The organism is Nocardioides sp. NPDC058538 (assembly GCF_042719275.1).
Taxonomy (GTDB): domain Bacteria; phylum Actinomycetota; class Actinomycetes; order Propionibacteriales; family Nocardioidaceae; genus Nocardioides.
The window spans coordinates 143,040-156,811 of sequence record NZ_JBHXNY010000008.1; the positions used below are offsets into that span (position 1 = coordinate 143,040).

The 13,772-nt window shown below is 70.0% G+C and carries 12 protein-coding genes; 7 read left to right on the forward strand and 5 right to left on the reverse strand.

The window, feature by feature from the left end; genetic code table 11:
* Positions 1-5 precede the first annotated feature (5 nt).
* Complete coding sequence (locus tag ACFWQC_RS10080) at positions 6-566, forward strand: GNAT family N-acetyltransferase (RefSeq protein ID WP_378676617.1); 561 nt, start codon at positions 6-8, stop codon at positions 564-566.
* On the opposite strand, the gene ACFWQC_RS10085 is transcribed toward ACFWQC_RS10080, so the two are convergent.
* Positions 546-1,502, reverse strand: coding sequence for a helix-turn-helix transcriptional regulator (locus tag ACFWQC_RS10085; protein WP_378676620.1), 957 nt, complete (start codon positions 1,500-1,502; stop codon positions 546-548). The genes ACFWQC_RS10080 and ACFWQC_RS10085 overlap by 21 nt on opposite strands.
* Before the next feature lie 215 nt (positions 1,503-1,717).
* Here ACFWQC_RS10085 and ACFWQC_RS10090 point away from each other — a divergent pair, with 215 nt between their 5' ends.
* From ACFWQC_RS10090 to ACFWQC_RS10100, 3 genes are read left to right on the forward strand one after another with little or no spacing between them, the layout of a single operon-like run.
* A complete protein-coding gene (locus ACFWQC_RS10090; protein WP_378676623.1) occupies positions 1,718-2,755 on the forward strand; it encodes an ATP-binding cassette domain-containing protein in 1,038 nt (345 codons plus the stop codon).
* Entirely contained in the window at positions 2,752-3,558 is an 807-nt protein-coding gene (locus ACFWQC_RS10095; protein ID WP_378676626.1) for an ABC transporter permease, read from the forward strand. Before ACFWQC_RS10090 ends, ACFWQC_RS10095 begins: the two co-directional genes overlap by 4 nt.
* A 54-nt stretch (positions 3,559-3,612) precedes the next feature.
* Positions 3,613-5,115 (forward strand): DHA2 family efflux MFS transporter permease subunit, encoded by a 1,503-nt coding sequence (locus ACFWQC_RS10100; RefSeq protein WP_378676629.1) that lies wholly within the window; start codon positions 3,613-3,615, stop codon positions 5,113-5,115.
* A gap of 3 nt (positions 5,116-5,118) precedes the next feature.
* Here ACFWQC_RS10100 and ACFWQC_RS10105 read toward each other — a convergent pair whose 3' ends face one another.
* The gene (locus tag ACFWQC_RS10105; RefSeq protein WP_378676632.1) at positions 5,119-6,156 is read right to left on the reverse strand and encodes a CAP domain-containing protein; all 1,038 of its coding nucleotides are present in this window, start codon (positions 6,154-6,156) and stop codon (positions 5,119-5,121) included.
* A 20-nt stretch (positions 6,157-6,176) separates the two neighbouring features.
* Positions 6,177-6,908, reverse strand: a complete 732-nt coding sequence (locus ACFWQC_RS10110; RefSeq protein WP_378676635.1) for a TetR/AcrR family transcriptional regulator — start codon at positions 6,906-6,908, stop codon at positions 6,177-6,179.
* A gap of 103 nt (positions 6,909-7,011) precedes the next feature.
* Here ACFWQC_RS10110 and ACFWQC_RS10115 point away from each other — a divergent pair, with 103 nt between their 5' ends.
* Positions 7,012-7,761: a DUF2306 domain-containing protein gene (locus ACFWQC_RS10115; RefSeq protein ID WP_378676638.1), complete on the forward strand. Its 750-nt coding sequence runs from the start codon at positions 7,012-7,014 to the stop codon at positions 7,759-7,761.
* Here ACFWQC_RS10115 and purL read toward each other — a convergent pair.
* Together purL and ACFWQC_RS10125 are read right to left on the reverse strand one after the other, a co-directional pair.
* Positions 7,680-9,968, reverse strand: coding sequence for a phosphoribosylformylglycinamidine synthase subunit PurL (gene purL, locus ACFWQC_RS10120; protein WP_378676641.1), 2,289 nt, complete (start codon positions 9,966-9,968; stop codon positions 7,680-7,682). The two genes, ACFWQC_RS10115 and purL, sit on opposite strands and share 82 nt — an antisense overlap.
* A gap of 41 nt (positions 9,969-10,009) precedes the next feature.
* Positions 10,010-10,678, reverse strand: a complete 669-nt coding sequence (locus ACFWQC_RS10125; RefSeq protein WP_378676644.1) for a hypothetical protein — start codon at positions 10,676-10,678, stop codon at positions 10,010-10,012.
* 182 nt (positions 10,679-10,860) lie between these two features.
* Here ACFWQC_RS10125 and ACFWQC_RS10130 point away from each other — a divergent pair, with 182 nt between their 5' ends.
* Together ACFWQC_RS10130 and ACFWQC_RS10135 are read left to right on the forward strand one after the other, a co-directional pair.
* Positions 10,861-12,252 (forward strand): sulfatase-like hydrolase/transferase, encoded by a 1,392-nt coding sequence (locus ACFWQC_RS10130; RefSeq protein ID WP_378676647.1) that lies wholly within the window; start codon positions 10,861-10,863, stop codon positions 12,250-12,252.
* 59 nt (positions 12,253-12,311) lie between these two features.
* Positions 12,312-13,664, forward strand: coding sequence for a glycoside hydrolase domain-containing protein (locus ACFWQC_RS10135; protein ID WP_378676650.1), 1,353 nt, complete (start codon positions 12,312-12,314; stop codon positions 13,662-13,664).
* Positions 13,665-13,772: the final 108 nt, after the last annotated feature.

Sequence of the window (13,772 nt, forward strand, 5' to 3'; positions counted from 1 at the left end):
TCAGTTTGTTCAGCATCGACCTCGGGGACGGCGCGGAGATGGTCCTGCGTGACCGATCGACCGACTTCGCCGTCCACAAGCTCATCAACGCCAACCTCGACCACCTCCGCGAATGGGAGCCGTGGGCTCACGGGCAGCAGACCATGCTCAGCGTCGCCGGGTTCGGCACCTACCTGCTGGGCCAGTGGGTCAAGGGCGAGGCGATCCCGTGCGTCCTTCGCCAGGACGGCGAGGTGGCCGGTGCCACGACCGCGCGGATCAACCTCTACGAGAAGTCGGCCACGATCGGCTACTGGCTGGGCGGGGCGTACGAGGGCCGCGGCCTGATCACCCGGGGCGTCTCGGCGCTGCTGGACACCCTCTTCAACGAGTACGACATCGCCCGGGCGATCATCGACACCTCGGTCATGAACAAGCGCAGCCGTGCGGTCGCCGAGCGTCTCGGCTTCACCCACGAGGGCACCATGCGCGGCGCACAGGCCTATCCGGGCGGGCGCCGGGACCTGGTGGTCTACGGGCTCCTGCGCGAGGAGTGGCTGGCCCGATCAGGACGTGACGGGGCCTGAGCGGACGAACCGCTCCCCCGCCTGCTTGACCAGCTCGGCCAGCTCGGCGGGCTGCTCGACCGTGAAGTCGGCCTCGACGCCGGCGAGGATCATCATCGGCCAGCTCAGATCGTCGACCTGCATCCGCAGCCGGCAGCCACCCTCGGCCGGCTCGACCTCGCCCCAGCGCCCCACCCGCCGCGCGACCACGTCGGGCTCGATGCCGAAGAGGACGCAGACGTCGTGGGCCGCCGGGCGGGCGCGGATCCCCGCCTGCACGTACGTCGCCGCGTCCCCGCCCGGGATCTCGCGGGGACGGAACATCTGGCCGGTGGTCATCGGGTCGCTGACCCGGTCGACGCGGAAGGAGCGCCAGTCCTGGCGGACCCGGTCGTAGGCGAGGAGATACCAGCGGCTGCCGAGCGTGACCATCCGGTGCGGCTCGACGCGGCGCTGGGTCGGCTCGGCCTCGGGCGCCTGATAGGTGAAGGTGAGCACCTCGTCGTCACGGCAGGCCTGCGCCAGGATCCCGAGCACGCCGGCGTCCAGCGGCACCCGGCCGCCCCACGGGATGGAGTCGGTCTGCGAGGTGACCGCATCCATCCGCCGTCGCAGCCGCGGCGGCATCAGCGCGACGACCTTCCCCAGCGCCTGGGCGGAGATGTCCCCCATCCCCGCGACCATGCCGGCAGCCGCGGTGCGCAGCCCGACCGCGATCGCGACCGCCTCCTCGTCGTCGAGCAGCAACGGCGGCAGCGCATTACCGGCCCTGAGCTGGTAGCCGCCGGCCACTCCTCGGGTGGCGTCCACGTCATAGCCGAGATCGCGCAGCCGCTCGATGTCGCGCCGCAGCGTACGGTCGCTGACCTCGAGGCGTACGGACAGGTCCGCGCCGGGCCAGAAACGGTGGGTCTGCAGCAGGGAGAGGAGCTGCAGCATTCGGGCGCTCGTGCTCATGAGCATGACCTTAGGCCCGATTGCGGTCAGGTCGTGACCTGATTCCGGACAAGCCTGAACCGAGAGCCCGCGGGTCGGTCGGCTCGCCCCCTCCACGAGCCGACCGACGCCGCGCTACCCCTTTCATACCCACTCGTCGGACTTCTAAACCGGAACTCGGAAGAAATTTTCGAAAGCGGACAGAAGCTGACCGGATGGCTTCAGAGACTGGAGACATGACGAACCACAGCAACCAGCGGCCGGTGATCCGTACTCAGGCGCTGACCAGGCACTTCACCCGAAGCAAGAAGACCGTCGAGGCCGTACGCGGGCTCGACCTAGAGATCCACCAAGGTGAGCTCGTCGCCTTCCTCGGCCCGAACGGAGCGGGCAAGTCCACCACCTTGCGGATGCTGACCACCCTCATCCCGCCCACCTCCGGCACGGCCGAGGTAGCGGGCCACGACGTCGTCCGCTCACGCGGCGCCGTCCGGCGCTCGATCGGCTACGTCGGCCAGGGCAACGCCGCCGCGTTCATCCAGCGCGGCCGCGACGAGCTGATGTCCCAGGCGCGCGCCCACGGCATCCCGCGCGCCGCCGCGAAGGCGCGCATCGAGGAGCTGCTCGTGGCCTTCGACCTCCAGGAGTACGCCGACCGCCCGGTCCAGACGCTCAGCGGCGGCCAGCGGCGGCGGCTCGACATCGCGATCGGGCTGCTCAACCACCCCGAGGTGCTGTTCCTCGACGAGCCGTCGACCGGCCTCGATCCGCAGAACCGCGCCAACCTGCAGGAGCAGATCCGCCGGCTCCACGAGGACGGCACCACGATCGTGCTCACCACCCACTACCTCGAGGAGGCCGACGCGCTCGCCGGACGGGTGATCGTCATCGACCACGGCGTGGTGATCGCCGACGACACCGCCACCCGGCTCAAGGAGAGGCTCGGCGACCTGGTGCTCCTCGGTTTCGGCACCGAGGCGGACGCCACGGCCGCCGCGGCCCGCGCCGAGTCGACGCTGTCCGGTCCGACCGTCATCGAGCGCGCCGGGACACAGGTCTCGATCCGCGCACCGCGCGGTGCCGACAGCGCGCCGGCGTTGACCATCGACCTGGCCGCCCACGGCACCCCCGCGATCCGGATGGAGGTCCACACCCCCACCCTCGACGACGTCTTCCTCGACCTGACCGGCCGCAGCCTGCGCGAGTCGGCCCAGTCCACCTCCCAGTCCACCTCCCAGCCCGCCACCACCCAGACCGAAGGAGCAGCAGCATGACCACCCTCACCGTCCCGACCGCACAGGTCCGGAGCACCACCCGAGTGCCGAGCCGCCCGACCGGCTTCCTCACCGACACCTGGACCGTGCTGCTCCGCGAGCTCACGCCCAAGCTGCGCCAGCCCGCCTCGATGCTCTTCGCGATGATGCAGCCGCTGGTCTTCCTCGGTCTCTTCGCGCCACTCCTGCCCGCCGTGGAGAGCGGCAGCGCGCTGCAGTGGTTCGTACCGGGCATCGTCGTCATGACCGCGCTGATGGGCGCCTCGATGACCGGCGCGGACCTGACCGCCGAGATCCGCTCCGGCTCCCACGAGCGGCTGCTCGTCTCGCCTCTCTCACGGCCGTCCCTGCTGGTCGGGCGGGCCCTGAAGGAGGTCGTGCCGGTGCTGTTCCAGACGGTCGTCATCCTCGCCGTGGTGACCCCGTTCAGCTTCGACCTGCACCTCGGCGGGGTCCTGGTCGGAGCCGTCATCGTCTCGCTCTTCGCGATCGGCCTGGGTGCGCTCAGCTTCGCCCTGGCCACCGCCGCGAAGGAGCAGGACTGGGTCTTCTGGACGGTCCAGCAGATGCTGATCTTCCCGCTGCTGCTCCTCTCGGGAGTCCTCCTCCCCCTCGACGGCGCGCCCGGCTGGCTGCGGTTCCTCAGCGACATCAACCCGATGACGTACGTCGTGGAGGCCGAGCGGGCGCTCTTCGCCGGTCAGTTCCCGGCCGATGTCGTCAGCGGCGGCTTCGTCGCGGCCGCTGCCGTCGCGGTGGGCGGGGTGCTCGTCGGCGTACGGACGATGGAGAGGTCGAGCTGAGGTCGAGCCAAAACCCCTTGACCTCAAGTTCACTTTAGCTTCCACACTGGACGCATGACGCCCCGACCCCGCACGGCCCCGAGCCCGACAACGATCGTGCTCACCGTCATCGCCGGCACGGTGATGATCCCGATCGACATCACGATCGTCGCGGTCGCGATCGCCCGTCTCTCCCAGGAGACGGGCGCTTCGCTACCGGAGATCCAGTGGGTCGCCACCGGCTACACGCTCGCCCTGGCAACGGTCATCCCTGCCGCGGCCTGGGCGATCAGCCGATTCGGCGCTCGCCAGGTCTTCCTGACCGCGATCGGCGTCTTCACGATCGGGTCCGGCCTGGTCGCGGTGTCGTGGAACGTCGAGTCGCTGATCGCGTTCCGGGTGCTGCAGGGGCTCGGCGGCGGATTCGTGATGCCAGCCGCGATGACCCTGACGCTGCGCTCGGCGCCGCCCGAGGAGCGTGGCCGGCTGATGGCCCTGATGGGTCTGCCGGTGCTGGTCGGCCCAGTCTTCGGGCCGGTGCTCGGCGGCTGGCTGCTCGACACGATGTCGTGGCGGTGGATGTTCCTGATCAACCTGCCGCTGGGTCTGATCGGCCTCGTCCTCGGGATGCGCAACCTGCCGCGTCTGGAGCGCGGCCCGAGCGCCCGCCTGGACGTACGCGGCCTGCTCCTGCTTCCGCCCGCGATGGCTCTCCTCGTGCTGGGCACCTCGTTCGCGGAGGGAACGCTGTTCGAGGCTCAGGTGCTGGTCCCGATCGGGGCCGGGATCGTCCTGGTGGCGCTCTTCGTCCGGCACGCGCTCCGCGCCGCCGCTCCCCTGCTGGACATCCGGCTCCTCGCCCGGCCCCTGACCGGCGGCAGCGCAGCGCTGCTGGTCTGCTTCGCCGGCGGCTACTTCGGTTCGATGATCCTGGTGCCGCTCTACTGGCAGGTCGTACGCGGCGAGTCCGCGACCACCGCAGGACTGCTGATGGCTCCCGCCGGCATCGCGGCCGGGATCATGATCCAGGTCTCCGGCCGCCTCATCGACCGCTTCCCACCGCTGCCGGTGATCGGCTCGGGCATCGTGATCTCCACTCTGGGCTTCGGCGCCCTGGCGCTCCAGCTGAGCGCGGACGCGCCGATGCTGGCCATGGCCACGACCCATGCCATCGCGACCGCGGGCGCCGGGTTCGTGATGCTGCCGACCATGACCATCGCCACCCGCTACCTCGAGGACAGCGCCATCCCGGCGGGCTCGACGATGATCAACGTGCTGAACCAGGTCGCCACCGCCCTGTGCACCGCCGGCGTCTCGGTGCTCCTGGCCGCCGCGCTCTCGTCCCGCCTTCCCGGACTGGGCAGCGACGGCATCGGAGCGCTCAGCTCCCTCGCTCCCGCCGAGCGAGCAGCGGTCGCGCCACTGGCCGCCGAGGCCCTGCAGGTCGCGTTCTGGCTGCCGGTCACGATGATGGCGATCTCGGGCGTGGCCGCGTTCCTCGCCTTCCGGCGTACGCCGTCGGCTCGGAGCGTCTCCGTCGGCAGCCCGCGGCCTGTCCCCGCCGCGGTCGCCGACTAGGTCCTACCAGGGGCGGCGGTCGCCGGGATACTGCGTGGGGCCGCCCGGGTTGGGGCGACCAGGGTTCGGGTAACCCGGGTTGGGGTGACCGGGACCGGGTCCGGCGGGATGGACCTGGCCCCGATAGACCGGTCCGCCGGGGTACGGGCCGACGGGCCGGGCGTGCCGAGGGCCCTGCATGTCAGGCCGGGGTGGTTCGCGGCGCCGGCGCCGGGCCAGGAGCAGAGCGATGAGCAGCCCCAGACCCGACAGCGCGAGCAAGCCGACGGCGATCTCGACGAAGCCGATCCCGAACAGCCCGCTGGAGGCAGGGGTCGGACCGTCCGACGCGTCGGTGAACGTCACCGGGCCCGCTGTCTCCGAGTCACCCAAGGGCGCGGCCGAGGAAGACTCCGACTCGGAGGCTGACGCCGAGGGCGACGTCGACGGCGACGCGGAGACGGACGCGGAGGGCGTACGCGACGGGGTGGGCGAAGCCGTCGCCGACTTCTTGGGCTTCGCGGTCTGCCGGGGAGTGGGGGCCTTGGTCTCCGCCGGCGTGGTCGGCGCCGGCGCGCCGGTGGCCTTCGGCTTCTCGGTCGGCCGCACGCCCGGCGGGTACTTGGCGAAGACCTGGACGCCCCATGTGGTGTTGTCGACCTCCACGAAGGAGATCCCGATGTGGGTGTAGTCGCCCAGGATGTTGGCCCGGTGCCCATCGGAGTTCATCCAGCCCCGGTGCATCTCCGCGCCGGTCCGGTAGCCCATGGCGACGTTCTCCCCGACGCCCTGCCACCCCTCCGGCACCTGCTCGGCGAGGTCGGGGTTGTGCGAGAGCGCCCGGTCGGCAGCGATCTTGTAGGCCCACTTCCGCGCCAGACCGTCGAGGGCGGAGTCGCGCGTCAGCGGGTCCAGGCCCGCGTCGGCACGAGCGGAGTTCGCCAGCCGCTTGATCGTTCCGCCCTCCCCCGCGGACGCCGGACCAGCGCTGACGAGCAGCGCGGCAGCAGCCAACAGCAGAGCGAGGACATAGGACAGGGGGCGATGCAGGTGGGGGGACATCCCCGCCAGGGTATCTACCTTTACTTGGGAGTGCTGCGGCCGAGGTGGCGCTCGATGTGGGCCGCGATCCCGGCCATCAGCAGGCTCTGCCCAAAAGCCGACGGATCGTCGGAGTCGGACTCCTCGCCAGGCCCAGCAGGCCGCCAGGCGGCCATCGACTCCATCAGGTTCGGGAAACGCTCCGGATCCGCGTACGTCACGAGCATCTCCTCGAACCTCGCATAGGGGTTGTCCTCGAACCGGGCAGACTCGACCTCGATCCTCGCCTCGCCCAAGGCGTACTGCGAGATGATGCCAAGGATCGCCAGCTTCTCCTCCGGGGGCAACCTCACCTCTCTGAGGTAGTAGAACCCGAGATCGATCCAGGCGAGGCGGTTCGGCCCGGGAAGCGTGCCCACGAGGGGCAGATCGAGGAACCACGGACGGCTCAGCGACAGGTCGACCTGCGCACGCATCCAGGCCGCCAGACCATCGCGCCAGCCCAGGTCGCGCGCCGGCTCCGCCAGCTCCGCGCAGAGCCGGTCGGCGAGCAGTATGAGCAGCTCGTCCTTGTTCTTCACGTGCCGATAGAGCGCCATCGGCGAGCAGCCCAGCGCCTCGGCGACCCGAGCCATCGAGATGGCAGCAAGACCCTGCTCATCAGCGATGACGTACGCGGCCTCGACGATCTGGGCAGCACTCAGCGCCGGCTTGGGGCCGCGCCGGCCGGGCGGGGACTTGCCCCACAGACGAGGGATCAGGTCGGAACTCATCACCTCCATCATGCCCTGCTCTCTCCATAAACCGATTGACCGGCCCTTTCTTCTGCGTACTCTATAAACTGTTAATCACATACGCAATTAGATCGGATGGCTCATGAGTACTTCGAAACGACCTCTGGCGCGCCAGTGGTGGGTCTTTCCGCTGGCCGCCGCGACGGTGATCTTCCTGGTGACCGCGCTGCCGCGGTACGTCGGACTGGACCCGTCACAGTCGCTCGTCGAGACCGACCGCGGGCCGGCCTTCTACCCCGCGCTGGTGACGCACATCTTCTTCGGCTCGGCAATGCTCTGCTGCGGCGTACTCCAGCTGTGGCCGTGGCTGCGCGCCAACCATCCGAAGGTGCACCGCTGGACCGGTCGCACCTATGTCGTCACCGCGATCCCCACCGGCGTGGGGGCGCTGGTCACCAGCCAGTTCCCCGCCGCAGGACCGTCCCAGCAGGTCGGCAACACCTTCCTGGCCGTGCTGTTCCTGCTGTTCACCGTGCAGGGCTACCGGGCCGCGCGGCAGCGTCGCTTCAAGGACCACCGCGAGTGGATGTACCGCAGCTATGCGATGGCGTTCTCGATCATCGCCAACCGCTTCTGGGGCACCGTCCTGATCATGATCTTCGTGCCGGACCTCATGAACGGCGCCGACCTCGGCACCGACGACCCCACCCTCGCCAGCGCCGCCGCGGCCTCAGCGTGGGTCAGCTGGGTCGTGAACCTGCTGATCGCCGAGTGGATCATCCACCGCAAGCCACGCCGGCGACGCACCGATCAGGCCAGCGCGTCCCGCAGGGTCGAGCGCCAGACACCGGTGAGCTCCTCGAGCGGGATCTCGACGCTGCCACCGTCATAGGAGACCGAGTACGCAGCGCCACCCGTCACACCGAGCTGCGACGACGCGACCCCGTGGCGCTCGGCCAGCGAGGTGAGCTGCTCGACGTCGGCGGCCTTCACGGTGACGATCGCGCGGGCGACCGACTCCGAGAAGAGCGCGACGAACGGGTCGCCGGCGAGCGTGACCGAGACACCGATCCCCGACGACATCGCCGGCTCGGCCAGCGCCTGCATCAGGCCACCGTCGGAGAGGTCGTGGGCGGAGGTGACGAAACGCGCCTCCAGCAGCAGCTCGGCGAGCGCCTTCTCGGCCGCCAGGTTCACCTTGGGCGGCAGCCCGCCGAGGTGACCGTGGACGACGTGGGCCCACTCCGAGCCGGAGAGCTCCTCGTGGGTCTCACCGAGCAGGACGACGACCTCGTCGGCCGCCTGGAAGTCCGAAGGCGTACGCGTGGTGACGTCCTCGATCACACCGAGCGTCGCGACCACCGGCGTGGGGTGGATCGCGGTCTCGCCGGTCTGGTTGTAGAGGGAGACGTTGCCGCCGGTGACCGGGATGCCGAGCTCGAGGCAGGCGTCCTTCAGGCCGCGAGTGGCCTCGGCGAACTGCCACATCACGTCGGGGTCCTCCGGGGAGCCGAAGTTGAGGCAGTCAGAGATGGCCAGCGGCTTGGCGCCGACAGAGGCGACGTTGCGGTAGGACTCGGAGAGCGCGAGCTGGGCACCGGCGTAGGGGTCCAGCTTGGCGAAGCGCCCGTTGGCGTCGGTCGCGAGCGCGACACCGAGGTTGGTCGACTCGTCGACGCGGATCATGCCGCCGTCGGCGGGCTGGGAGAGCACCGTGTTGCCACGGACGTAGCGGTCGTACTGCTCGGTGATCCAGGACTTGTCGCACAGGTTCTCCGAGGCGACCAGCTGGAGGACGGTCGAGCGGAGCTCGTCGGCCGAGGCCGCGCGCGGGAGCTTCTCGGCCACGTCGGCCTGCAGCGCGTCCTGCCACGACGGGCGGGCGTAGGGGCGCTCGTAGACCGGGCCGTCGTGGGCCACGGTGGTCGGGTCGACGTCGACGATGGTCTCGCCGTGCCAGTCGACGCGCAGCCGGCCCTCGCCGGTCACGGTGCCGATCACGGCCGCCTCGACGTCCCACTTGGCGCAGATGTCCATGAAGGTCGCCTCGTCCTCGGGCGCGATGACCGCCATCATCCGCTCCTGGGACTCGCTCATCAGGATCTCCTCCGGAGCGAGCGTCGAGTCGCGCAGCGGCACCCGCTCGAGGTGCACGTGCATGCCGCCGTCACCGGCAGCGGCGAGCTCGGAGGTGGCACACGAGATGCCGGCCGCGCCGAAGTCCTGGATGCCGCGGACGATGCCGGCGGCGAAGAGCTCGAGGGTGCACTCGATCAGCAGCTTCTCCATGAACGGGTCGCCGACCTGGACGCTCGGGCGCTTGGCCGGACCGTCCTCGTCGAACTCGACGCTCGCGAGGATCGAGGCGCCGCCGATGCCGTCGCCGCCGGTGCGCGCGCCGTACATGATCACCAGGTTGCCGGCGCCCGACGCCTTGGCGAGGTGGAGGTCCTCGTGACGCAGTACGCCGACGCAGAGCGCGTTGACCAGCGGGTTGCCGAGGTAGGAGGCGTCGAAGACGGCCTCACCGCCGATGTTGGGCAGACCGAGGCAGTTGCCGTAGTGGCCGACGCCCGACACGATCCCCGGCAGCACCCGGTGGGTGTCCGGCTCGGACAGGGGACCGAACCGCAGCGGGTCCATCACCGCGACCGGCCGCGCGCCCATCGCGAGGATGTCGCGGACGATGCCGCCGACGCCGGTCGCGGCGCCCTGGTGGGGCTCGACGTAGGAGGGGTGGTTGTGGGACTCGACCTTGAAGGTGACCGCGTAGCCCTGCCCGACGTCGAGCACGCCCGCGTTCTCACCGATGCCGGCGAGCATCTTGCCGGCCGGGGTCTCCTGCGGAATCTCGCCGAACTGCTTCAGGTGCACCTTGGAGGACTTGTAGGAGCAGTGCTCCGACCACATCACCGAGTACATCGCCAGCTCCGCGCCGGTCGGCCGGCGGCCGAGGATGCTCTTGATCTCGGCGTACTCGTCCTCCTTCAGGCCGAGCTCGGCCCAGGGCTGCTCGCGGTCGGGGTCACCGGCAGCGTGGTGCACGGTGTCCAGGAGCGGAAGATCGGACTCAACGGCAGCGGACGAAGTCTCGGTCACGGGCAGAAATCTACGTCAGAAGTGCCCAATCCCCCGAGTCCTCAGCGGGGCAGCCCGCGCCACTCCCGCAGGTCGCGGATCTCACCGAACTCGTGGAGCGCCTGCCGAGCCACCTCGCCGTCCCCGGCGTAGGCGGCGACGCTCCAGCCGTGACCCTGCACCATCTCGGCGGTGACCCAGGAGGCCTCGCCGTGCGGGGTGGGCAACCGGCGCGGGCGCCAGGAGAGCGACATCGAGCCGTCGAGGCGCTGCTCGATCCTCGGGGTCGAGCCGGTGGCGGTGTACTTCCTCTGGCCGGTCTGCCACTCGCTCCAGTAGGCGTAGTGGAGGTAGACCCGGGAGCCGTGCCAGGACATCGAGCACTCCACGAAGAGGCGATGTCCTGAGCTTGTCGAAGGGTCGCCATCGCCGGTCTCACCCGGAGCGCACTCAGCGCCCCGGGCAGCGATCTCGTAGCCGGGGAACACCCACTTCAGGCCGTCCTTGCCGCGCGGGTCCGGGCACCGGGTCAGGGACCCGGAGCCGTTGCCGTCCCAGCAGACGTAGGGCGTGTTGACCTGCTTGGTGGTCGAGCTGACCTGGTCGGCGACCGCGAAGGGCCCGATCACCTCGCCGCCGTGAGCGACATGGATGATCCCGGCGACCGTCAGCGCGAGCATGACCGTGATCGCGAAGAGGACCGGCGTCACCCGATCGCGTCGCTGCCGCACAGGTCCCCACCCCCTTGGCGATCCATTCCTTTACCAAGGTAACGCCGCCAGGCGGGTTTGGTTAGGGCCCATATGCACCAGGACCAACGTCCCGTCGCGTCCGCCGACCGAGACCCCTGCCCGCGGGCCGGACCAAACCCTAGTCTTCTATTCGTAGTTACTCACTAGAGAAAGGCCCTTTGGTGTCCTCCCCCACCACGTTCAGTCGACGCAGCCTGCTCGCCACCGGAGCCGGCGCGGTCGCCGCCACCGGCCTCGCCACCCCCGCCAACGCAGCCACCGAGGTCCCGTTCAAGGCCCGTAAGGTCAACCGGCCCAAGCGCAGGCCCAACCTCCTGGTCATCCTGGGCGACGACCTCGGCTGGGCCGATCTGTCCGCCTACGGCTCCCCCGACATCAAGACGCCCAACCTGGACCGGCTCGCGGCCTCGGGCGTGCGGTTCACCGATGCGTACTCCGCCTCCTCGGTCTGCTCCCCGACCCGCTTCGGTCTCTACACCGGGCGCTACCCCGGTCGCCTCGCGGGCGGGCTGCCGGAGCCGATCGCGTCCCCCAACGAGCTGCACGGGATCCCGCACGACCACCCGACGCTCGCCTCGCTGCTCAAGGACCAGGGCTACGCGACGGCGCTCTTCGGCAAGTGGCACTGCGGCTTCCTGCCCTGGTACAGCCCGACCCGGGTCGGTTGGGACGAGTTCTTCGGCAACTTCTCCGGCGGGATCGACTACTTCTCGAAGTTCAGCCACAACGGGGCGTACGACCTTTACGAGGACGAGGTGGAGGTCGAGGACCTTCGCTACTACACCGAGATCGTCACCGAGAAGGCCGTCAGCTTCATCGAGCGCGACCACGACGCCCCGTGGCTTCTCAACCTCAACTTCACCACCCCGCACTGGCCCTGGGAGGGCCCCGAGGACAAGGCGGTGAGCGATGAGCTGACCGCCCGGATCGAGAACGGCGAGAAGGGCGTGCTCTTCCACAACGACGGCGGCTCGCTGGCGACGTACAAGACCATGGTCGAGGACCTCGACCAGTCGATCGGCCAGGTCATCAGGGCTCTCGAGCGCACCGGCCAGCGGCGCGACACCGTCGTCTTCTTCGCCAGCGACAACGGCGGCGAGCGGTTCTCCAACGTGTGGCCGTTCACCGGAGCGAAGTCGGGCCTCAACGAGGGCGGCATCCGCGTGCCCACCATCCTGAGCTGGCCCGGCACCCTGCCCGGCCGCCAGGTCAGCGACGAGCCCGCGGTCACGACCGACTGGACCGCGACCTTCCTGGAGCTCGCCGGCGCGACGCCGTCGCCGGAGTATCCGCTGGACGGCACCAGCCTGGTGCCGCTTCTCTTCGGCGGCCGGCCGCGCGAGACCCAGGACCTCTTCTGGCGCATGCGGGGACAGCGGGCGCTGCGCCATGGCTCGCTGAAGTATCTGCAGCTCGACGGCACCGACCACCTCTACGACCTGAGCGAGGACGTACGCGAGCAGGCCGACCTGGCCCGGAGGCGGCCCGAGGACCTGGCGGAGCTCCGTGCGGCCTGGGAGAAGATCGACGAGACCCTGCTGGCGTACTCCTGACCTGAGACTGGGCGAGTCCACTGGTAACTAAGTGACGGTTGTGACTACCGTGACGAAATATGGGGGACTTCACCAGGTTCAAGTACGTCAGACGGGCACTCGGCGCCGGCTTGATATCGGGCGTCGTCGGCATCGCGGGGCTGGCAACGCCCAGCCCCGCGGCGGCCGCGAACCCGGTCACGCCGGGGAACTTCACCGGGTATGGCTTCGACCAGTGCCAGGCGCCGTCGCAGACCGCGATGGACCGCTGGTGGAAGCACTCCAACTTCGGCGCGGTCGGCATCTACATCGCCGGCAACTCGCGCGGCTGCCGCAACCAGACCAACCTCAGCGCGACCTGGGTGCGCAAGCAGCAGGCCCGTGGCTGGCGGCTGCTGCCGATCACGCTCGGACCGCAGGCCTCGTGCAACCCGCACTTCCCGCGCTACCGCGACGACCCACGGATCAGCGCCCGCTCGACCGACCAGTACGCCACCGCCAAGCGCCAGGGCATCAACCAGGCCAACGCGACCGTGGACGCCGCCAAGCGCTACGGCATCGCCGCCGGCAGCACGATGTTCTACGACCTCGAGGGGTTCGACATCGGCAACGAGCGCTGCCGTGAGTCGGCGATGTGGTTCGTCTCGGCCTGGAGCCACCGGATCAAGAAGCTCGGCTACCGCCCGGGGATGTATTCGAGCGCGTCGTCGGGGATCAAGGCGATGTACGCCGTCTGGCACGCGCAGCCGCGCGGGTTCGTCTACCCCGCGGACCTGTGGATCGCCGACTGGGACGGTCGCGCCGGCACCTCGACCAAGTACATCCCCGACAAGCCCTGGAACCCGCACCGCCGCGTCAAGCAGTACCGCGGCCCGCACAAGGAGACCCACGGCGGCGTCACCATCGAGATCGACTCCAACTTCGTCGACCTCGGCCGCGGTTCCTCGGCGCGGCCGGTGACGCACTGCGGCGGCGTACCGGTCAGCTTCACCAGCTATCCGGCCCTCAAGCCGCGCACCAGCTCCTACACCCCCTCGCCGATCTACACCAAGGCGCTCGAGTGCATGCTCCGCGAGCGCGGAGACTTCGGCGGCCCGATCGACGGGACGTACGACGCGGGGCTCGTGCGCTCGATCAACGCCTGGCAGCGCTCGCACGGGCTGAGCGTGCGCAAGACCTGGACCCAGGGCGCCTGGAAGACGCTGTGGGCGGCCAACAGCCGCCCGCTCCTGAAGCGTGGCTCCGCAGGCGAGAGCGTCCGCGACCTCCAGCGCGCCCTCAGCGCCACCTCCGCGCCCGAGCGTCCGAAGATCACCGGCGTCATGGACTGGAACACCCAGGTCGCCCTCGTCGCCTATCAGAAGCGCCTCGGCCGCACCGCGAACGGCATGGCCACCGAGGTCACCTGGTACGACCTGGCCCGCGGCCGCTGAGTCCGAGGTTGTGAAGTTGTGTTTGGGCGGGAAGGGCGGCGCCAAAAAGCCACGACCCCCGGGGAGGGGGCGGGCCAAGTGTAGTGGGGGGCTGCGCGGGCGCGGCGG